The 23,947-nt window shown below is 27.1% G+C and carries 12 protein-coding genes and 1 pseudogene; 9 read left to right on the plus strand and 4 right to left on the minus strand.

Features of this window, described 5'->3' with window-relative positions:
- Nucleotides 1-633: 633 nt before the first annotated feature.
- A complete protein-coding gene (gene galU / locus ERCIPICE3303_RS00870; protein ID WP_157990870.1) occupies nucleotides 634-1,542 on the minus strand; it encodes a UTP--glucose-1-phosphate uridylyltransferase GalU in 909 nt (302 codons plus the stop codon).
- A 455-nt stretch (nucleotides 1,543-1,997) separates the two neighbouring features.
- Between galU and grxD the strand changes: the two genes are divergently transcribed.
- The 8 genes and pseudogenes from grxD (at nucleotide 1,998) to thiL (ending at nucleotide 14,471) form a co-directional block, all read left to right on the plus strand.
- Complete coding sequence (gene grxD / locus ERCIPICE3303_RS00875; protein ID WP_157990871.1) at nucleotides 1,998-2,336, plus strand: Grx4 family monothiol glutaredoxin; 339 nt, start codon at nucleotides 1,998-2,000, stop codon at nucleotides 2,334-2,336.
- A 415-nt stretch (nucleotides 2,337-2,751) separates the two neighbouring features.
- Nucleotides 2,752-3,390, plus strand: coding sequence for a haloacid dehalogenase-like hydrolase (locus ERCIPICE3303_RS00880; RefSeq protein ID WP_157990872.1), 639 nt, complete (start codon nucleotides 2,752-2,754; stop codon nucleotides 3,388-3,390).
- A 2,414-nt stretch (nucleotides 3,391-5,804) separates the two neighbouring features.
- Nucleotides 5,805-8,227: pseudogene (gene plsB / locus ERCIPICE3303_RS00885) on the plus strand (glycerol-3-phosphate 1-O-acyltransferase PlsB).
- Between the two features lie 162 nt (nucleotides 8,228-8,389).
- Nucleotides 8,390-9,409: an NAD-dependent epimerase/dehydratase family protein gene (locus tag ERCIPICE3303_RS00890; protein ID WP_157990873.1), complete on the plus strand. Its 1,020-nt coding sequence runs from the start codon at nucleotides 8,390-8,392 to the stop codon at nucleotides 9,407-9,409.
- 1,925 nt (nucleotides 9,410-11,334) lie between these two features.
- Nucleotides 11,335-12,468, plus strand: a complete 1,134-nt coding sequence (gene ribD / locus ERCIPICE3303_RS00895; protein WP_157990874.1) for a bifunctional diaminohydroxyphosphoribosylaminopyrimidine deaminase/5-amino-6-(5-phosphoribosylamino)uracil reductase RibD — start codon at nucleotides 11,335-11,337, stop codon at nucleotides 12,466-12,468.
- 57 nt (nucleotides 12,469-12,525) lie between these two features.
- Nucleotides 12,526-12,996: a 6,7-dimethyl-8-ribityllumazine synthase gene (gene ribH, locus ERCIPICE3303_RS00900; RefSeq protein WP_157990875.1), complete on the plus strand. Its 471-nt coding sequence runs from the start codon at nucleotides 12,526-12,528 to the stop codon at nucleotides 12,994-12,996.
- Between the two features lie 18 nt (nucleotides 12,997-13,014).
- Nucleotides 13,015-13,434 (plus strand): transcription antitermination factor NusB, encoded by a 420-nt coding sequence (gene nusB, locus ERCIPICE3303_RS00905; protein ID WP_157990876.1) that lies wholly within the window; start codon nucleotides 13,015-13,017, stop codon nucleotides 13,432-13,434.
- 50 nt (nucleotides 13,435-13,484) lie between these two features.
- Nucleotides 13,485-14,471 (plus strand): thiamine-phosphate kinase, encoded by a 987-nt coding sequence (gene thiL, locus ERCIPICE3303_RS00910; protein WP_157990877.1) that lies wholly within the window; start codon nucleotides 13,485-13,487, stop codon nucleotides 14,469-14,471.
- Nucleotides 14,472-15,197: 726 nt separating this feature from the next.
- On the opposite strand, the gene serS is transcribed toward thiL, so the two are convergent.
- The 3 genes from serS to gmhB all read right to left on the minus strand — a co-directional run bounded on the left by serS (nucleotide 15,198) and on the right by gmhB (nucleotide 19,943).
- The gene (gene serS, locus ERCIPICE3303_RS00915; RefSeq protein ID WP_157990878.1) at nucleotides 15,198-16,490 is read right to left on the minus strand and encodes a serine--tRNA ligase; all 1,293 of its coding nucleotides are present in this window, start codon (nucleotides 16,488-16,490) and stop codon (nucleotides 15,198-15,200) included.
- A gap of 1,254 nt (nucleotides 16,491-17,744) precedes the next feature.
- Nucleotides 17,745-17,957 (minus strand): hypothetical protein, encoded by a 213-nt coding sequence (locus ERCIPICE3303_RS00920; protein ID WP_157990879.1) that lies wholly within the window; start codon nucleotides 17,955-17,957, stop codon nucleotides 17,745-17,747.
- A 1,392-nt stretch (nucleotides 17,958-19,349) separates the two neighbouring features.
- The gene (gmhB, locus tag ERCIPICE3303_RS00925) at nucleotides 19,350-19,943 is read right to left on the minus strand and encodes a D-glycero-beta-D-manno-heptose 1,7-bisphosphate 7-phosphatase (protein WP_157991285.1); all 594 of its coding nucleotides are present in this window, start codon (nucleotides 19,941-19,943) and stop codon (nucleotides 19,350-19,352) included.
- A 3,069-nt stretch (nucleotides 19,944-23,012) separates the two neighbouring features.
- Between gmhB and ERCIPICE3303_RS00930 the strand changes: the two genes are divergently transcribed.
- Entirely contained in the window at nucleotides 23,013-23,462 is a 450-nt protein-coding gene (locus ERCIPICE3303_RS00930; RefSeq protein ID WP_157990880.1) for a hypothetical protein, read from the plus strand.
- Nucleotides 23,463-23,947: the final 485 nt, after the last annotated feature.

Consider the following 23,947-nt stretch of genomic DNA (forward strand, 5'->3'; position numbering starts at 1 on the left):
CGTTATACCAATAAAATTATTAAATAACTTAATTATCATTACTTGATTATTTTAAATAATATTTATGAATAAAAATGTTTTAAATATAGATATTAGATAGTCGGTAAGAATATCTTTCAAGATAACACATGCACGAAATGTGAAGATATCAATAGATGTTATTACTAGTTTTAGATGAAAGAGAATCAGCTATGCTATAATAATAATGTATTATAAAAATTTTTTGTTTATTAAATTTTACAAAACACATTCTATATGATAATTACTTACAATAAAATTATAGATTTTTATGCTATAAATAGGTTTAATAGAGTATTTTAACGCATCCATAATAATTACAAATATTTATTTTTTATCAGGATGATTCTGTATCATCAGTAACAGCTATAATTAAACTAGTTATGTTATAGTGATTTAATAATTGTTGACATAGTTTTCCGAGTCTCATTTTTTGTAGGGTATATTGAATTCAGAAGACTGATATTGTCATAGACAATATTTAAGTACAATATAAAATTACATATTCATAGTAGTTTGATTAAAATTTATATTTGTACAGTCATTAAAAATTATAGTATCTATATTTAATAGAATTAACATTCTAATGATCTTACTATATTTAGTATAATTTTATTAATTAATGATATCTATGGTGTTCTTTAACCAAGTTCTAAAATCATTGCCAAGTGTTTGATGATGTATTCCATACTCGACAAAAGCCTTCATGTAACCTAGTTTATTTCCGCAATCATAGCTATTTCCTTTTAAATGATATGCTTCCACTGTCTCTTTTTCTATTAGCATTGATAGTGTATCAGTAAGTTGAATTTCATTATGAGAGCCTATGGGTGTTTTAGACAATAAAGGCCAGATTTCTTTAGATAGAACGTAACGGCCTACTACTATAAGATTTGATGGTGCTTGGTCTGATGTGGGTTTTTCTACTATATCAACTATACAGGTTCTATCACCTGGATATAATTGAACGCCTTGACAGTCGACTACACCATAGGACGTGACGTCAGTCATTCGTTCGACCATGATTTGACTATATCCTGTTTTCTTAAATTGTTGAATCATATTTGCTAGATTATCTTTTGATAAGTCTGATTGATATTGATTGAGGATAACATCGGGTAGGATTACTACTACTGGATTGTATCCAATGACTGGCCAAGCACAACTTACAGCATGTCCAAGTCCTTTAATTAGTCTTTGGCGAATTTGGATAATGTTAACATATTTAGGACAAATAGAGTGGATTTCTTCTATTAGTTGTTTTTGAATCTGTTTTTCTAGAATAGTTATTAATTCTGAATTAGTATCGAAATGATTTTCGATAGAAACTTTAGATGCATTTGTAATGAGTACGATATCATTGATACCAGAGGAAACACACTCGTTTATGATATACTGAATCAGTGGTTTATCAACTAATGGCAACATTTCTTTTGGGATCGCTTTTGTAGCAGGTAGCATTCGTGTGCCTAAGCCAGCAACTGGGATCACTGCTTTGATTTTTTTTTGATTATAATGAGACATAGAACTTGCTCTTTTTAACTTACTTGAAACTTGATTGGTTTTTAGGAGATAGACATAAGGTTAATATATATTTTATTATAATTATAATTGTTATAGGTTGTCGATTAGGTTAAGCGTTTTTTAATTTAATAGTATCAGTATATTGACTTTGTCTTACGTAGTTATGATGATCTTATTTTGGAATATATCTATAGAATAATATAGTTTATATACTTAATTATAGTAAGTAGAGTGTTTATCATGTAACATTTGGTTTGCTATAAGGATTAGATGTTGTCATAATAATTTGGTAGATATAATATCATTATTGAATAATTTCAGTGATTCTACGTATAAAATCTAAATGTGTCATATGGAATATATATAGAACCTATTATGAACTTATTAGAGTATACAAAGATTAAATATGGAGTGTTCAACCATTATCAAGATCTAGTGTATTAAGGAGGAAAGTAATGAGTGTTGTTGAAAAAATTCAGCGACAGATCGCTGAGAATCCTATTCTTTTATATATGAAAGGTTCTCCTAGATTACCAAGTTGTGGTTTTTCGGCTCAGGCTGTACAGATTTTGGAGGCATGCGGAGAGCGTTTTGCATATATTGATATACTCAAAAATCCGGATATTCGTTCTGAAATGCCAAAGTATGCTAATTGGCCAACTTTTCCTCAGTTATGGATTAGTGGTGAATTACATGGAGGTTCTGATATTATGGTAGAGATGTTTGAGAATGGTGAGTTGCAAAAGTTAATTAAAGAGGCTATTTATAATCATTGCCTTTCTCTAAAAAGTTAGAAAGATATTGTATTCTATAGAAAATGTAATTTTAGTCTTCATATAGATTTACTAAAAGTCATGATAATTAATATCGTCATCTAATACATATTTTATAAAAAATTTTATGAGTATGTAAAATACATATGATTTCTTCAAAAAATGATTGGTGAACTGGATTCTAATGGTTCCATCTTATTGTTGATGGAAGAGTGAATGAATACAAAGACTAATTGTGATAAATAAAACATTCTATAAGAGAAATTCCATATAACTACGATGATAATTGATTCATTGCATATTGTTAATAGTTTATGAGATAGTTTAGATTTGCATAATAATGTTTTATATATGGTCATTTTCTGTAAGAATTTGGTATCTATTATCTTTCATTATTAGTTCTTTTTGAATAAAAACCAAAAGGGATTTAAGGATAGTGACGAGTCGATACGGAAAGTGCGTGATCTTTTTTGATCTTGATGGCACTTTACATCGAGAGGATATGTTTTGTTCTTTTGTATTATGGTTACTACGATGTTATCCATATAACCTATTTTTGCTAATTTTTACTTTACCGATAATTGGATTAGTTTTATTAGTACAAGGTTACTCATCACGATGGTCAACCAGTCTACTACTTTGGTCTATTACATTTGGGCATAGTGAGTTAAGTCTGTCAAAAAGAGAAGAGGAATTTTCTAATTGGTTTAGACAACATCTCACACCTTTTCCGAAAGTACGACAACATCTCATAGATCATCTTTCTGCTGTAGATACTGAGGTTTGGTTAATTACCGGCTCACCGCTTCATCTAGTAGAGATGGTTTATGGTGATTCGTATTTTCTACCTAGAGTTAAACTTCTGGCTAGTCAGATGGTGAGATCTTGTGGAGGTAGAGTATTGTTAATTCGTTGTGTTGGATATCAAAAAGTTTTGCAACTAGAGTTGCAACTTGGTAAACCTTTAATAATTAAAATTGGTTATAGTGATAGTAAAATGGATGATCCTTTACTATTTTTTTGTCAAAATATTTTCCGCATCTCTTTATCAGGAGAGTTAATAAAGATGAAATAATTAGATAATTTATATTTCTATGAATAAAGTGTATTCATTCTTAGAAACTAATGTTTTATGTATTAAAACGGTTAGATATTATAGTGTTTAGTTATTCTAGCTCTATATGTTATATAGAATAATACTGAGATTATTTCCAGTATTATTTATCGATTGTTGATGTTATTTATTATTTATGAGAATTAGTTATTTTGTATATAATCTTAAACAATATATTGTCTATTTCTTATTATTTATATGATAAATCATTTGTACTAATGATGATTTTACTAAATTTACTTTTGTTTTATCAGAAAAAATTTAAACCTAGTTTTTAGTTGGTTAGTTATTTTTATAATAATTCTAGTTTATATGGTTTATATTATATGATTGGTTCTTGAAAAGAACGCTTACCGAATAAAAACAAATATTATTCTTTCCTATTATGGAGTTTTAATTTTATTTAATTCAGTATGAACTGAATAAATTTGAATTAAATTATCAGATTGTTTATATAAATCAATAAAATTAATGTATATAATACAGTGACTAATAGCATAGGTTATTATCTCCTTACAGGAATGGTATTTAAGTTAATATGTTGTATAAGTGATAATTTATATCATCATCAAGATGTTAATTTCTTGTTGATTGAGATTTATGTTGTAATATAAAAACTGAAGAAGTTGTTTATTGTGATTTGTCTACGGTGTTTAAAATATAACAGGTTGAATTGATTTTTTTATTTATATTTTTATGTATGATAAGTTTTTATTAATTTAGAATTTTTTTCTAATACTAATGTGAAGGATTGCTTTGATATTGCCTGTATTTAGGACATAAATTTGTCTTTTATTACCAAAGGAAGGGTAAAAATTAATTTTCGTGTTTTTGATTCAATCATTAGATTGATATAAGAAAAATTTTTTCAGATTTATAGATAAGCGTATCGTTTTCATTCTATGTTTAAAGAAAATCTATTAATTTTTAAGCAGATAGATTATATTTATTTTTTTAGATCATGGTCTATTGATGATTATACTAAGCGCTTTACCGAATGATCATGTTGTAAGAGATATAATTCTTTACTTAGGGTTATCTCTATTGAGATAAGCTATTATTCTTTTTCATATGATGTTTCTTGTTTTATCTATAAATGAGATAGATGAGAGATAACTACATTAAAAACTTCATTCATGTTAGGATCTATACCTAATAAAGTTGTTATAATGATAGATTTTTTTATCCTCACTATCATAATAGATTAAGAGCGCGTTTTTTTATAGAATTGGGGTTAAAAGGCATGTTTATAGATTTGATTTTTTCTAGAAGCAATGTTAAAACATAATCTTACTATAATGTTATCGGATTTTATTGGAGATCGTGAAGATAAGTAGAACAATTTTATATAGATCAAGCTATTTATTAGTTTGTTTGTAGTATTTGCTTAAGTGTTTAACATATTATATCTAGTTTTCGGAAGAAGGGCATTATTGTATATTACGTTAGTAGATAATCTGTTTTTACTTAGGATCATGATATTTATATCACATGATGTGTTTTACTTTTTTATAAAGTAATAAAATGACTACTTGATTTTTTATTTTTAATAAAATATATACATCCGTATACAGATTATTTAACCTTTCATTAATCTTATGATTGATGTCAGAGTTATATGATTTGATGAGAACAATATTAATTTTCTATGTATTGTAATTGTTTTATATAAAAGAGAACATTTAGTGAGATTGGACATAATGTCTCTGTTGATAGATTACAGATGTGTTTTTGATATTAAAGTGGATATAAAGTAGTTCTTATGCGATTTATTAGAATAAAATCTAAATTTTAATATTTATATTTCATACTGTAACTGGATTATGATTAATTCATTATAATTTCTAATTATTATATAATGATTTATTCTAGATTATATGGAAGCACAGATAGAGATATATTATATATACTTGATTAAGTAGTACCATAGATAGAAGATTAAAGTAGTAATCTATAATAGGATGATTAAGCTATGAGTGAAGTACAGGGCATGTTAATATTAATTTATAAAAACATAAAAAATTTTTCTTTTTTAAAAAAAAGAGGATAGTTTTTATTGAGTAAATCATTATCTATATTTTTATAACCTGTTTAGTGGTAGCAAATCTTACTGAGATGATATAAATAGGGTGTTGAATTATTTCAATTATTAAGAGCAATAAACATGTTAAGGAAATATAATTATAGGATATTGATGTTATTCAATATAATTCTAATTTATTACAGTTTTTTGATTAGTATGTGTGGTTAGTAATAATAAGATACTTAATGAATATATAACGATAGTCATGATTAGGTTTTTTAATAAAAACGTCATATTTGATTAACCTATTATGATAGTTTTTTAATTTTTTTAAAGAGGTTGTGTATAATTTATGTTGGATTGGCGTAATTTATACTATAAATTATGGACATTTTTTATCAGAATTTTAGTAAACAGCACAGTCATTCCAGATAATCCAATATTTGAGTTGGGGATTAGTATATCTCAGCCAGTGATATACGTTTTATCTAATGAATCAGAGGTTGATCTCTTTACATTGCAAGCGCAGTGTCGAAAGAAAAATCTTCCTGATCCACTAGGAACATGGGAGATTGATGATAAGAAAATTCCACATGTTGTATTTATTCATAAAAAAAAAGAATTTTTCCTGATGTCTTTCAGTTTTTAGATGTAGTTAATCTTTTCCATCACATTCTCAAGTTACAACGTAAATACAGTGGGCTTGATATTCAAGTTGTGTTTGTTTCTATCATATTTGGTCGCTCTTTAGCGTATGAAAAGAAGAATCATAATAACACGTATGTTCGTGTAATTTTAAATAGTATACATAAATTTTTAATTGTACTCTTTTTAGGTCGAAACAGCTTTATTTGTTTTTCGCGGTTAGATTCGTTACGTGATTTTACTATGGATCATCAAGAAGAACAGAGAGTGTCTAAGGGACTTATTAGAGTGATTCGCATGTATTTTTTCCGTCAGAGACTAGCCGTAGTAGGTCCGGATTTACCAGTTCGTAAGAATTTATTTAATCAATTATTGAAATCAAGAGTAATTAAAAAAGCTATAGAAGACGAGGCCTACAGCAAGCAAATTTCCAAAGAGCAAGCAAAAAAGAACGCTGTAGATATTATGGAAGAAATTGCTTCTAATCCATCTAATATAGTTCTTTATTTTACAGCTCCAGTGATGAGATGGACATGGAAACGACTCTATAAAAGTATCAATATTAATGGAGTTGAGAGGGTGCGATATTTATCACAAGCTGGGAATGAGATTGTCTATGTCCCTTGTCATCGTAGCCATATAGATTATCTGCTTCTTTCTTATGTTCTTTATAATCAGGGATTGGTTCCACCCTATATTGCTGCTGGTATTAACCTTAATTTCTGGCCAGTGGGTTCTCTTTTTAGGCATTTAGGTGCATTTTTTATTCGCCGCACTTTTAGGGGAAATAAGCTTTATGCTACGGTCTTTCGTCAGTACTTAATTAATCTTTTTACCTCTGGGGCTTCAGTAGAATATTTTATTGAAGGAGGACGTTCACGTACTGGTTATTTACTAACTCCAAAAACTGGTATCTTATCTATAACAATACAGGCTATGCTTCGTAGCGGCTATCGTCCAATTGTTTTTATACCGATCTACATTGGTTATGAACATATTGTAGAATCTAAAACTTACGCTAATGAATTACGTGGCACGACTAAAAAAACAGAGGGGGTTATATCAATTTTACGAGCGTTATGTTGTTTAAGAAATCTTGGTCAAAGTTATATAAATTTTGGCGATCCATTTGTATTAGAAGATTATTTAACTGAGCGCATTCCAGATTGGCGAAATGATATTAATGCACTAGAATCTCAACGACCTATCTGGTTAACAGAAATAGTTGATAATATTGCACAGCAAATTATGATACGAATCAACAACGCTGTAGTAGTGAATACAATGAATCTATGTTCAACTGCTTTATTAGCTTCACGTACTCATTCCTTATCTCGTCAACAGTTAATTATACAACTTGATTGTTATATAAGCTTATTACGAAACATTCCTTATTCCTCTGAGTTAATTTTGCCAACAATGACATCTAAAGAATTATTGGATGATGCGTTAAGTATGGATAAATTTGATATATTTCAAGATAGTATAGATGATGTAATCATTCTAAAACCTAAACAAGCAATATTAGCTACTTATTATCGGAATAATATTTCTCATATATTAGTAATACCATCACTAATTGCGTCTATTTTTATGACTAATAGAGTAGTTAGCTATTTTGATCTTGTTCAACAAATATATGTGATTTATCCTTTTATTAAAAATGAATTGTTTTTGCGATGGGATACTAATGATATTTCTAAAGTTCTAGAGATGTTAATTATTGAAATGGAGCAACAGGGTTTATTGATAGAAGAAGACAGTGGTTTTAGATTAAATCCAGATAATTTTCATACTTTACAGATTTTATCGGAAGGAAGTCGCATAATTTTACAGCGTTATACTATCATCTTTTATCTTCTTAGTATTTCTTCGATTATTGACCGTAGAGTATTAAAAAAACAGAGTCAAATGATAGCACAGCGTTTATCTGTTTTATCTGGTATTAATCTTTTAGAGTATTTTGATCAGGTAGTTTTTAGTTCTTTAGTATTAACGTTACGCAATCAAGGATATATGAGGGACTTAAGTTGTCCTAATCAAGAAAGAGCTAGACAGGCTTATCAGTTATTCTCTAATTTAGTGGATGAAAATATACGGATTATTATTGAGAATGTAGTAAAGCATTGATAGTGATATTCGCTGTCTTATACCAAGGGGGATATGAATAAATTCTAGAAAGATTTACTATAAAATTTATCAGATATATAACAGACTCAGAGTTCATTTAAGAATTTTGTAAAGTGAGGTGTTAAATTATATGTTTAAATACTCAGAATAAATGGGGATAGCATGAGATTTTTGGTTACAGGTGTAGCTGGATTTATTGGGATGCATGTTACTCAATCCCTTTTAAAGGCAGGCCATGAGGTTATTGGTATCGATAATTTAAATAATTATCATAATGATATGATGTTAAAACTAGATCGATTATCCATTATTAGCAAGGAAGATAACTTTACTTTTATTAAATGTGATATAGTGAATCGAGAAGAAATAGTGGATTTATTTCGCTATTATTATTTTCAGCGTGTTATACATCTTGCTGCTTACGCAGGTGTTCGTAAGTCTTTGAATGATCCTTTTTCATACGCTAATTCTAATATTTTAGGATATCTAAATATTTTAGAAGGTTGTCGTCACAATAAAATAGAGCACCTTCTTTATGCTTCGTCTAGCTCAGTATATGGTCTTAATAACAATATGCCATATTTAATAGATGATGATACGACTCAGCCGATTTCTTTTTATGCTGTTACTAAAAAATCTAATGAATTAATGTCTCATAGTTATTCTTATTTATATGGGGTCCCTACGACTGGTCTTCGATTTTTTACTGTATATGGACCGTGGGGTCGTCCGGATATGGCATTATTTAAGTTTACAAGAGCCATGCTTTCTGGTGAAAAAATAAATGTCTATAATTATGGTAATATGCAGCGTGACTTTACGTATATTGATGACTTAGTTGGTGTTGTTATTTCTTTACAAAATATTATTCCAGATAAACGCAAAGATGTAGTGACTAAAAGAGAAGATGATATTTCTCATAGATCTGTGCCTTATCAGATTTATAATATTGGTAATAGTAAACCTATAAGTTTGATTGCTTATATTCATGCTTTAGAAAAAGCATTAGGGCGGGTAGCAGATAAGAATATGTTGCCGATGCAGGCTGGTGATATGCTTCGAACACATGCTGATATTAGTTCATTAGTTCAAGTTCTTGGTTCTGTATCTCATACTGCAGTAGAAGTGGGTGTGGCACATTTTATTGCATGGTATCAGAATTATTATAACAATATAAAATAGAGTATTGTGATCTAGCTTTTTTGATATAGTTTATATGAGTATATTGAAGCTTAATAACAAGGTTTTATAAGCTGACACATTATAAAAATATCTAATTGTACTTATTGAATAAAGGCAATAACTAGTAAAAATTTCTTCAAATGATATATTGTCTTTTCGTCGAAAATATAAAGAGTTGAAGATACTATCTTTAATAGTCTTTTAAGACAGGATTTAATCTATTCAGAAAGAGATGTGCATAGAAATCAAAGTTTAGTTTTTTATCAGAGTTTTAAGTATATTATTTATTTTATATTCATTTAATTATCTTTAATATTATCGTTATATTTATGTGATAAGCTTCAATAACTGTATTTTAATGATATTAAAATATTCGTAATCTCTTATTAGGAAGAGACTGTTGTCCTATGTTAGGGTAGATATATACTTTATTATAAGCTTAGCATTTTATTCGTGATTTTTGATAATTTTTCCAAAAAATCTTTGTAATGACTAGACCAAAAGATAATTAAATAGTATGTATTTTTATGTATAAAGAGTTGACAGATCTTGATCTATGCGGATCAGATTTTATATGAATGATGAAAGTCAGATAATCTGATTCAATAATAATCGATAAATTTGAGTGTTAGATTATTCATAAAAATAGATATAGTAATTTCTATGATTACTAATTTTCATATGAAATATGGTTGATTGATTGAGATCGATTTTATTAGAGATCGGTTTCTAGATTATTTTATTAAATATTTTAGTGAATATGAGATACTTGTCTTTATAGTGATGGAACATCAGTTCTTACTGTAAGTTAATTAAGAGTATATCATATGATTATATACTGATCATATCCTAATATATTATGGTACTTAATTCTTATTAATGAGTGATACTATTTGAATTCTTAACATTATAGAAGATAGAGATGTAGGTCATTATGGAAAATTTTTTATAATTTTTGTTAGGTTGTTATTTTAATTTATAGCATTCAACTAAATTTAACACTTTGCTTCTTTAATAAAGAATAGTCATAATCTTTACTGTTTAATCTATTTTATTTCTCTTGATAAATTTTGTAAGATAACAAATTTTATAGTAATGCTTATGGATTAGAGACAATTATAATCAGATTGTATAAGTTTATATAATATGTACTCTACTTTTATTCAATAGATTCTATGTTAGAAAATATAGGTTTTATTGATATCATTCGGGTACAATTTTTTTAAAATTAGTATAAGATTAGTTTAAAAATATATTATCTTATAATATTTTAGCTGGATATTCTTAGATAACCGCGTGATTAAAATTACTGAAAATTTTATATGCATTCAAATATATTTCTAAAAATACAGTAATATTTTTTGATAAAAACATGATATATCTCTGATATGATCAGAGTGATTATATCAATTGTTGATTTTATTTGATCTTTATCAAGAAAGTTAACTTTATTTTTTACTAAAAATATAAGACAGATTACAAGAATCTAATGTTCTTTTCTATTAGAGTATCAAGTAATATATTTAAATCAGATGATAGATGGATTCTTCATTAATCATATTAGTATTCTTAATCATATTATTGATGCTCAACAATACTAGTATTTATACACTTCAAGTAGTGATAGATGGTTAAAATAATTTAGATTAAAGGATTTAATAAATTTTCTTTTATAGAAAATTTATTAAAGATATTTATTTATAAGTTCGTAAACTTAGTGGTAATAGCATAAACCATACTTAATATTTATGGCTAGCTTTATAAGTTAGATACAAGTCTATTCTTTAGTTTAATTATAGGGGGTGAGTTATAGATAAAACTATAATATTTATACATAAATCTAAATTTATATAATCTAATTGCATTTTTAGATGGAGATATTTCTATTAATTTTTAACAAATGATCTAGATTTAGGATTAATATTATGAGTGACAAGGTTTATATGGCTCGTGCTTTAGAGCTAGCTTATCGCGGTCGGTTTACTACTGCGCCAAACCCCAATGTTGGATGTGTATTAGTGCGTAACAATTCTATTGTTGGAGAAGGTTATCATCAGTACAGAGGTGGTCTACATGCGGAAGCTCATGCGCTCATTATGGCTGGTGAAAAATCGAAAGGAGCTACTGCTTATATAACTCTTGAGCCATGTACTTATCATGGTTGTACTCCGCCATGCTCTGATGCGCTTATTTCTTCTGGGATAACTCGGGTAGTTGTGGCTATGAAAGACCCAAATCCTAAAATATCAGGACATGGAATATATCGATTGAGACAGGCAGGCTTGCATGTTTCTGAAGGACTAATGGCACCCGAAGCAGAAAAAATAAATCGTGGTTTTCTTAAGCGCATGCGTAGAGGTTTGCCTTGGATACAATTAAAATTAGGGGTGTCACTGGATGGAAGAACAGCAGTGTCAAATGGAGAAAGTAAGTGGATAACATCCAGGGAATCAAGGCTTGATGTGCAAAATTTACGGGCGCAAAGTTCAGCAATTCTTAGCACTAGTACTACTATCATAATGGATAATCCAGCATTAACTGTCCGCCATCAGGAACTAGATAGTGCTAATATAGAAGTTTATCCATTAGATATGTTTAAACAACCAGTTCGTATAATTATTGATAATAAAAATCGTATTAGCCCTAAGTATCGAATTATTAACGAACCTGGAGAAACCTGGTTAGTACGAACTATATATAATAAGCTAGAATGGCCAAGTAATGTCAAGCAGTTAGATGTATTATATCATGATGATCGTCTTGATTTATATTCTATGTTTTTAGAATTAGGAGCCAAACAAATTAATGTAATTTTAGTAGAGGCTGGAGCAAAATTTGCTGGTACGTTATTAAATGAAAAGTTGGTAGATGAATTAATTATTTATCTCGCTCCTAAACTAATAGGTTCGACTGGACGTAGTTTATGTGAGATATATCCACTACAGAGATTACAAGATGCTCCTGGTTTTGATTTTACTGATATTTGTCAGGTTGGTCCTGATGTCAAACTAATTTTGACGCCACATACTGTTACTACTCAAACTGAATCATTTTTGTGAGTAGTATGACATACTAATTGTATTTTCATATATAATATTAACCTTGGAAGAAAGATCATGAATCTTATTGAAGCTGCTATTATTACTCCAAGTGCTCGTATTGTTTTAGTTATTGCTCGGTTTAATAATTTTATTAATGATTGTCTTTTGAGTGGTGCTATTGATGTATTAAAACGTATTGGTCAAGTTCCAGACGATTATATAACTGTAGTTTGGGTTCCTGGCGCTTATGAACTTCCACTAGTCGCTAAAATATTAGCTAAATCTGGAAAATATGATGCAATTATAGCACTTGGAACTGTTATCAGGGGTAGTACTTCTCATTTTGAGTTTATAGCTAGTACAGTTAGTTCAGGATTAGCTCATGTAGCAATGAGTAGTGAGATTCCTGTTTCTTTTGGTGTTCTTACAACAGATAATATTGAACAGGCTATAGAGCGTGCTGGCATGAAAGAAGGAAACAAAGGTGTCGAGGCTGCTATCACGGTTCTCGAAATGATTAATATATTACAATCTATTAAGACTTGATCTAGGAGAGAGCGTTCAGTGAATCCTTCTGCTCGACGTCGTGCCCGAGAATGCGCTGTTCAGGCGCTTTATGCTTGGCAAGTTTCTCATAATCATATCTCAGAAATTGAATACCAGGTGCTGGAAGAACAAAATATTAAAGAAATTGATATTATTTATTTTCGTGATTTAATTAATGGTATTGTTATGCATGATACTCAGCTAGATAGGTTGATAGAGCCACATTTATCTCGTGACTTAGCTGATTTAGGGTTAGTAGAAAAAGCTATCTTACGTATTGCATTATTTGAGTTATATAATCGTTCGGATGTTCCTTATAAAGTGGCTATCAATGAAGGCATAGAACTAGCAAAAGTATTTGGTGCACAAGATAGTCATAAATTTATTAATGGAGTATTAGATAAGGCTTCTTTACATATTCGTAAGAGTTTTATATAATCTTTATTGATTTCCATAGTTAGTCTCATTTTAAATTTCGGAGGTTGAAAATGGGTACTAATGAATCTCAATTAATTTTACGTTATTTTGATCGGGCTGTCTATACTAAAAAAGATGTAGAACAAGGTATAGGAGACGATTGTGCATTGGTTAATGTTTCAGAGAATCATAGCTTAGCTATTAGTACTGATACATTAGTAGAAGGTGTTCATTTTCTTCAGGATATTAATCCTGGTGATCTTGCTTATAAAGCATTAGCTGTGAACTTGAGCGATTTAGCTGCAACAGGTGCAGATCCTACATGGTTAACATTATCAATAACATTACCGTATGTAAATGATCAGTGGTTACAGGTTTTTAGTGATGCTTTTTTTGATGGTTTAGCTTCTTATAATATACAGTTAATTGGTGGTAATACAACACGAGGTCCTTTAAGTATAACGTTAGGTATTTATGGAACAGTTCCTCATGGAAGCGCACTTAGGCGTAGCGGGGCATGTATTGGTGATTGGATTTATGTCACAGGTACGTTAGGTGATAGTATGGCGGGTTTATTGTTATTAAACAATAAAGTGTCAATTAATAATTCAATTATTCAAGATATACTGATTAAACGACATTTAAGACCTATTCCTCGAGTCTTACAGGGAAAACTATTACGATATTTAGCTAGTTCTGCTATTGATCTTTCAGACGGTCTACTTTCGGATCTGAGTCAGATCCTTAAGGCTAGTTCTTGTGGTGCTCGCCTTGACTTGAATGCCTTACCTCTTTCATCTGAGGTTCGAGGTCATTTTCCATATTGGAAGGCTTTGAAATGGGCTCTTAGTGGTGGAGAAGATTATGAGTTATGTTTTACTATATCCGATAAAAACCGATTAGATTTGGATGCTAAGATGAAAAAATGCGGGGTAGCATATACTTGTATTGGTAAAATTATGCCGAAAAGCGAAGGTTTAACTATTTTTGATCATAACAAGCTAGTTGATATGCCTATCCAAGGATTTGATCATTTTATCAACAATGATTTAGAATAGATGTCAACTTATTATTTATTGTTATAATTGTAAAGTTGGCGTAGTAGGTCTAGTAGTTATTGAGACTAAAAAGGGAGTTATAATAATAATCATTAATTTCTTTATACATGAAGTATTTCTTTTTATAAGAACTCTATCTATTTTCTACACTTTATTGCCAATATGATATTTTATATCATTATTTGTGTTATTATGTAAAAATTTATAATTGATATACATTTTATGTCAAGTTAAGGAGATATTAATATTCTTAAATATTTATTTTTTTGAAAATCATGAGAAAATATTAGATTTTACATGATTTAGTTTGAATAATACAAAGAGTTAGTACGAAATAAGCACTAGATAATAGCAGATATTTTATTTTTTTATTGATGATTATCATATAGTCTAATATTTTTATTCATTAGATAAACATATTAGAACTGGTATTTTTATCAAAATAATTTATGTGAATGTAGATTTATTTTGTTAATTATTAATTTTTTATTTCGACTCTATTTATTATATAAATAATATACATATATTTTATTATATATCTATTTATATATTTTAGGTCTTTATGTAATTCAATGTATTTTTCTAGTAAAATATTCTTTTAGTTTACAATTCAATCCTCTATCTATTTATTGAGATCAATTATTTTATTGGTAATAAATATAATGTATTTAAAAAATATGTATGATTTTATATTATTTAGATGATTTTTAATTATTCATCTATGTGTTAGCCTATAATTGATAAACCATGCATATAAGGGCGAAGCGCTATTGGTACTTCGATTCTACCATCTTCTTGTTGATAATTTTCTATCACAGCCATTAAAGTTCGCCCTACTGCTAATCCAGACCCATTGAGGGTATGCACTAATTTTGTTTGTTTTTGTCCTTTATATCGATAGCGTGCTTTAATACGACGGGATTGAAAATCTCCCATATTTGAACATGAAGATATTTCGCGATAAGTTGATTGAGAAGGTATCCATACTTCTAAATCATAAGTTTTATGTGAACTAAAGCTCATATCTCCAGTACATAATAGTACAGTACGATATGGAAGATTTAGTAGCTGTAGTACTTTTTCAGCGTGTTGGACTAATTCATCTAGTGCATTCATGGAATCTTCTGGACGAGTAACCTGTACTATTTCTACTTTATCAAATTGATGCATACGAAGTAATCCGCGTGTATCACGACCATAGGAACCTGCCTCAGATCGGAAGCAGGGTGTATGTGCAGTCATTTTTAATGGAAGATCTTCTCCGTCTATAATTTCATCACGTATAAGATTGGTTATTGAGACTTCAGATGTTGGAATGAGTGCATAGTTGTTTCCAGTGTTTTTCATATTAAAGGGTAAAATATGGAATAAATCTGAACTAAATTTTGGTAATTGACCAGTACCAATTAGACTGGTTTCATTAATAAGATAAGGAACATATAGTTCTTGATAACCATGTTTTTGAGTATGAAGATTCAGCATAAATTGACTTAGAGCACGATGCATAAGGGCTACTTGACCTTTCATTACAATAAAACGTGAACCAGTTAATTTTACTGCAGCATCAAAATCTAGACCGTTAGATAATTCACCTAATTGGACATGGTCGCGTACAGGAAAATTAAACTTCCTTGGTTGGCCCCAGCGTTTTATTTCCTTATTGCTATTGCTATCTTTTCCAATTGGTACCATATCAGAAGGGATATTAGGAATTGAAATTAATATGTTATGAATTTCTATAAGGATATCATCGAGTTCTTTTTTAGTTATCTCAATCTGCATGGATACTAGATTCATCTTTTGACAGAATTGACTAACATCGTTTCCATGTAACTTTGCTTGTCCAATATATTGAGATTGGGTATTGCGTTCTTTTTGAAGTTTTTCTGTCTTAATTTGTAATATTTTACGTTTTTCTTCGTATTGGATAAGTTTTTGAACATCTAGAGTGTAACCTCTTCGTGCTAATTTTTTAGAAACTAAGTATGGTTGATGACGCAGGAGTTTTATATCTATCATGCTGATCCTGTTAATAATAATTTAATAAAGCAGAGTTGATTGATTCCGTAAATAACATATAGATATTTGAATAATCTTAGATTCTATAGAGATATTGAATCAAGTGTTTTTTATTCAGTATGGACTATTAAAATGCATACTAAGGACGTTATAGGATAGAAGCAAGATAGATAAGTAATTTTTATTCTAGAGTTCAGTATTCTTTTTTCTTTATTATCATTTATTTTATCTATTTCGATATTTTATATTGTCATAGATTATTGAGTTATTGTATATCTTGATATAGAACATATGATATTAATAGGATTATTGATGTTAAAATCTGTTTTATGTGAATTTTTTAAAATAATATGTATTGTATTGAGCTTATAAGATAAGTAGTAGTTAGATTGTTTTGTAGTCAATACTATGGTGGAGCATATAATAAGAATAAATGAAAAGAACTTTTATCACTATACATTAAATTTTATCTTGAAATAGATTTAATTTGATATCTTATCAATGCTAAGTATTTACTATATGATGGTGGTATTTAAAACCAGTCTAACTGGATTAGACTGATTATCTCTATATTTATGATGTATAAACATATTTATTAATAACATCTTTTAATTTTTCCATTAAAGTCTATGGAAATATTAGCAGGCATAAGTAAGAAAGATTATCATAGTTAAATCTTTGTATATATCATTTACATATGAAAGTATCATCTAATCTAGATAGAGATATATAATTTAATAGTTTATTCATTCAATGATATTCTATATATAATAAAATAATATGTAGAATAAAATCTCGTTTTTAAGTATTTATTTTTGAAAGAAAATCATTCTAATATAGTCTGTTATATCAGAATCCGTAACATGTGTCGTAGTCGCTCGGTATCACCCTATTACAACTAGTCTCAACAGTAAAGAATGCTAGCTATTTTGGACCCGCATGTAGTGCACGTAAATGACCAACCGATATGTATTATGTACTAGAGATCATTTCTGATGGTTAGTGCATTTAGGGTGATTTCTGATCATTGGTCATAACCTTGACTCACTAGTTATGTTCGGCTAATTATTGTTTAATATCTTATATTGGTATGTCTTTTTTTAGTTTTAAAGTAAATGTTTGATTATGAAATCGTAATGAACTAATACGTATCTATATACACCTATTGTATAGTATATTTAGTTTTAAGATCTTTTAGTTTAAAGTTGATTTTTCATTTTCATATTTTTAGCTTACATACTAGTGCACATTGACCTATAGGGTTAAGTTTATTTCTAGTAGTATTCTAAAATTATTTATAGGGATATTATTAACCGCAATGCTTGTAATTTTGTGTGTAATCTTAAAAATAAAAGAGGATGGGTTGTATATTGATACTGCAATCTCCTTATATAAGAATCCTATCTGAATAAATGATTTATGCAGATGATTGGAGCTAGCGATAGAAGCTGCTTGATATTTAGCCATGGATGCCCATTCTATTAAATCATTAGAAAAGAAACCTTCTAGCGAGATCAATATGAAATTTATAGTAAAGTTACTTCCACAAAGGTTGTGATATCAAGATAAGGTTATTATAGATAATGTTGTAGTTTACTGGATTAAATATTAGTATTATTTCTTTTTCATAGGCAGAGAAGAGGAAGAATTAATTTATCAACCTTTCTAGTTAGATTTTCTGATACAGAGATACATATTTTTTTATATGCTTTACGTTGACAGGTAATCATGGTATTCGTTTCTTTTAGTATATCAATGTCATAAGCATTTTTAACCTTCCATCTGGTTGGTTTAATAGCGATGGTGTTGTCTGACGTACTGGGAAGTATAAAAAAACTGCATAAACTAGATAATAAAGATGTTTGTCTTTCATTCTCTGAATCAGAACTGATGCTAACTATTCTGGGTCATTTAATACATCTTAATGTATATATCTAGATCTATTTTTTGTAAAATAAATAAGTTTAAATAGATAATAATTTGATAAAGTATCAATAGCTATTATATCATTTAAATTCCATAGAAATATAAATATTTTATGTATTTATGTAGCTTGATTGGTATCATTTATATTAGAACAGTCTGTTTTTATGAGTGTCATAGTATAGGATTCTATCCTGAAAGGAGTGTATTACTATTTTCTTAGTAGTATTTTTTTTATAAATTAATTTTTTATAGATATATTAGAGTTGCATGACTTTATCATGCTATTCATTATATGATAATTCATATTATAATAGATCTTGATAATCTAATATTATTTTTCTGTTTTTAAGATATTATATATTACAATGTAATTGTAAAAATAAACAATATGATGCTTGATCATATATTATGGTATAATAGATATTTTATAATTTAAATAGTTTTAATTATTTTTATAAAAATTCATCAAATGATTATAAATAAAATAGTATCAATACCATATATAAGAGTGAGAGTATAAGTATATAGGCATTCATCTTGATTATAGAGTATCTTGTATAGATGATATTTATTATTAGTATAAAATACTACAAAAATAAAATTTTTAATATCAAGGTCGTTAACATAATATCAGTAATATTCACTTGATAATATGAAGCAAAAATAAAATGATAGAGATCATTCAGTATGTGTTATTATTTTCAATATTGGATATATCAATAGCACTGTTATATAGAGTATATCTATTGATTATATTTTTTAATATACAATATTACATATGTAAAGTTATTTCTATTCGGATGACTGATATAATATACCAATATTATTGGTGTAATATATAAGATATTAAGTATTTTGTACTAGTAATGTAGCTTATTACAAGGTAATTATTTTAAGAATCGGATTATTACGGATGATTTTATTTTGATAGAATTAAATAGATTTTTTAGTCTGTTTAATACGTGAAGGCAAATCTCTTAGACCATTTAGAATCCAGTCTGCGATCATTTTATCTTTTGTTATATTGATTAGATTTGTGCTGCGAAGTAGAACCTTTGTTCCAACTCCAGCAGATTTTGCTGCTTGCATATCTTCGATTTTATCTCCTACCATATAGGAATGTAACATATTAATATGTAGTTTTTTTTGAGCAGCAAAAAACATGCCTGGTTTGGGTTTTCGGCAATCGCATGATTTACGTAATTGTTTTATTAGCGCATGAGGGTGATGAGGACAGAAATAGACACCTGCTAAATGAATATGGTTTCTTTCTAAAAAAGAAGACATCCAGCGTGTTAATTGTATAAATTGATCTTGGCTAAATATACCTCGACCAATACCGGATTGATTAGTTATTAGAACTAGAATAAACCCCATCGTTATTAGTTCATGCATAGCTTCAATAGCGCCATCAATAAACTCAAAATGTTCTGTTCCTGAGATGTATCCGTGATCGATATTAATTGTTCCATCTCGATCAAAAAAATAGCTGGTACTTGATTTAGATTCATTATTTTCTAATCTAATTGTTGTTTTATAGTGACAATATAGAAGTAATTAACAAATAATAGCAATAAAGATGTTACAATTATTATTTAGATTTTTGCAACGTTATCATATTATATGTTTATCTATATAATTAAGGTTATTTTATATTTACTCTTAAACATAGTCTGATCTATATTTTAATAGTATAGATATGATAATAGTAGTTATAGATGTTATAGTAATTAAGAAGAGTCATTACATTTATACTGTTAATAATTATTAGTATAATGATATGGATTCTATAATCTAGTGAAACTAGATTAATCTATTTGTATAATAACACTATATAAATATTGATTTTTAGATACAAAGCTGATTGTTATTGATTAAATTATAGATAGTACGTAGGTAATATTTCATATTAACTCAACATTATTGTTCATTTATAATATCAAATTATAGTTGACATGCATTATATTTCCTCTTCTAATCTATAAAAACTTTTATAGATAGTTATTGAAGATTTTTATAAAAAATAGAGATAACTGAAAAGGATGTATTTTATTTTAATATTCTATATTGTGTATAAATAATTTCTATAATTTTATTTTTTAGATATATTTAGTTAACGATAAATGATTGATTAATCACAACACTTTTACTATAAAATTTCTTATTAATAATTGTCACCTATTAGTAAATAGGGATTGTTTGATTATTAAACTTGAGGTTTTATATAAGTTAAGCTATATTGATTTAAGATAGGTAGTATCACTGATTCAGTAGCGGTACTGGTCTGATTATATAATCTTTTGATCCTAATAAGTTAAATATAGACTAATATTGGTCTAATGTCTGGATTATTGGGTATTATTTTTTATCAAAAAAAGTTGAGGTTTTCTAAATCAGCAGAAAAGCTATAATGTGAATTATTAATTAATAATATTATTAATATTTTATTTATTAGTAGATTTATCTATTAAGATATTTTATAGAAAAAATAAAAAAATTGGTAAATTGTTATTTACTTAGTAATATTTTATAATGATATTTGATTTATGATTATTAACTAGTTAATAATGTAGAGTAAAGAAATATATTGAATAAAATTAGAGGACCTTCTTCTAAAAAAAAGAAAAAGTGCTAATGATTAGTTCATTTTATTATATGGATAACACCCTTTACTAATTTTTATTATTAAATCAATACAATAGTTATTATATTGATTTAACTAGCTATTGCAATCATTTTATTTTAGTTTTTCATTTGAGTCGAAAATTATATAGATAACTTTGATGTTAAATTTTTATAAGATAAGTTATCTGTATTGTTATTAAGAATAAATGAGAATCTTAAAAAGATTAATTTTATTTTTATACTTACTTTAATATTTTTGTGATTTTGAGAATATACAAGATTATTGACCTTGTTTAATGAAATCTGTAGTTAGTCTTATTAATTTATAAATGTACTGATTTTTTATTTCTTTGATTATTAGAATAAGTAAAAAGGGTTTGGATAAACTACATATTTTTTAATCAGGTCATAATTTTATTATATTACGTTCATTGTATTCAGTAATAGTATTATGTTTTTAGTTCTTTTAAAGAATTTTTATATTATTGCAATACTATGATTGTCTGTATATTAAAGAATATATATATATCTGTAAAGATAATATTTATTAATAAAATATGATCATATTTTTAATAAAAGACTTTATTAGAGTAGAAGTGAGGATAGTTAAGCATTACTCATGCTTGCCTATATTATTTTATTTATCTTGAGTTAGGTTGTTTTAATGGATTAATATTTTTTATCTTAGATCAGTAATATCTGATTAGATTCACGTGTTAATTAATGGATTTTATATCATTAACCTAATTCTTTTTATAAAACATCATATAATATGAATTAAGTTGAATAAATGTTATAAATCTCATTAGAGAGATATTTACTGTGGATAATCATATCGTATAATCATCTTATTTGAGTAATTACAATTTATTGGTAATTATATTAGATAAATATTCTAATTAGAATCAGACGTTATGGATATATAAAAATAAAAATATTAATTATATTCATAATAAATGTAGTATAAAAATCATTGCGTAATTACGATTGAAAGATCAATGTCGTTTTATTTTTATAAAATAGTAATTTTAATTCTTATTAATCTAATTGATTATAATCAGTAATATATTTAAATTCTACTAGCTATGAGAACTATTATTATTATAAATAGAGACTTTTATTTTTTTAATATATTTTTCTAGATAAGAGATTATAGTAACAATGATATATATAATATCATTGTCTTGATTTCAGGTTTATTAATTATAAATTTAGATTCTATCTTTTTATGTGGAAAGTAATATAAATTAATTATTTACTTAAAGATGATACATAAATATCTCATATTAGAGAAATATAATGTCAAGATATCTAACATATAGTTAGATTCTTTATTAAGAACTTGGAATTCTTATGATTCTTTAATATATTTTTAATAAAGTTGAAAACTATTGATCTAGATCACGAAAGGCACTCAGCTTGTATGATGCAATGATTAACAACTCATAGATTTGTATAAAAACTTGTAAAATTATTGATATTTAGATTATTAGTATAATCTATAAAAGAAGAAATAATAATAATTAATAATAAGTATATTAAATATACTAATATAATTTACGTATTAGGAGTAACTTCTATCAATAGTATTGACAATATTTACATTATTATTAGCGGTGTTCAGATTTTTTTATCATGTATCGTAATGATTTTTGATTTTTTGAGAAATATGTAACATTTTCTTTATTTTTAAAAAAGTACTGAAAATTTTAAAAATTAATTTAAATTTTTAGTCAATTTAATTTCTATAAGAAATAGAAATTAAATATTATTTTTTTAGGTATGACTTATGTTAGCTTAGTTTTTTAATAATAAAAATACCATTGTATATCTTTTTTATTAAGGAACAGCTATATGAATTGGAAAAGAGTGCAGTGTTTAAATTTTTTTGTGTGCATTTTTATATTAAATAGTTGTAGTACCCACAGTCAGTCTAGGTGCATAAATGTTTCATTACTACAGTCATCCTTGGTGGATTACCAGAGTATTCCTTCTAGAAGGAATACGGTTATAGAATGGTCTCCTATTATATCAAATTTAGTTAATAAAATATTAAAAATTGATGGTATTAGAGCGGATAATATATTATTAATAGCGAACGCACAAAACTTTACAGATGTAAACTTAGAAACTACTATAGTAACAATGGTAATAAAAGAAAGCATAAAAAAAAATAGTTTTTTTACTGTAGTTACACCTCAACAAATAACATTAACAAAGAAAATTTTAAAGATATCCTCTGAAGATAATTTTTTTGAAATGAGTAAAGTAATGGGATTAGCGCGTTATGTTCGAGCACAGTATCTACTATCCAGTAGTATAGAGAAAGAGAGAGGTTCTATATATTTAAATATGCAGTTAATTTTAGTAAAAACAGGTGAAATTATTTGGTCAGGTTCTTGTCCAGTTACTATCGATTAATGATTCTTAATATTATTTTATATAAAATAATTTATTTTAACTTTTTATTATAGAGTTAAAGGGTGTGATTCATAATGAATGTTATATAGATTTACTGTGGTCTTTAGTAGAATTAATATAGCTGCTTCATACTTGTCATTTTTGATTTTCTTGAATTTATAGTATATTTTAGATTCAAGGTAGTTATATTTATATTACTTGGTTCCTATGTTTAATATAGGAAAGAATATTGTTTACTAATTTTAGCTATATAAGGATGATAGAGATTTATAGAATCAAAATATATATAAAGATATAGACAGCTTTGTTGAAAAATACATTTTTATTTTTCAAAAGTTAGCAATAATATTGTTATGATTTATAATAAAATATTATAAGTGCTGTTTCCTATTTTTTAGAGATAATTAAATTCATTTAAAATCTAATCGTATCTTTAAGAGATTCATGGTAAATCTTATAGATAATGAGATTAAAATGGTTATTTT

This window comes from Candidatus Erwinia haradaeae (assembly GCF_900699015.1).
Taxonomy (GTDB): domain Bacteria; phylum Pseudomonadota; class Gammaproteobacteria; order Enterobacterales; family Enterobacteriaceae; genus Erwinia_E; species Erwinia_E haradaeae_E.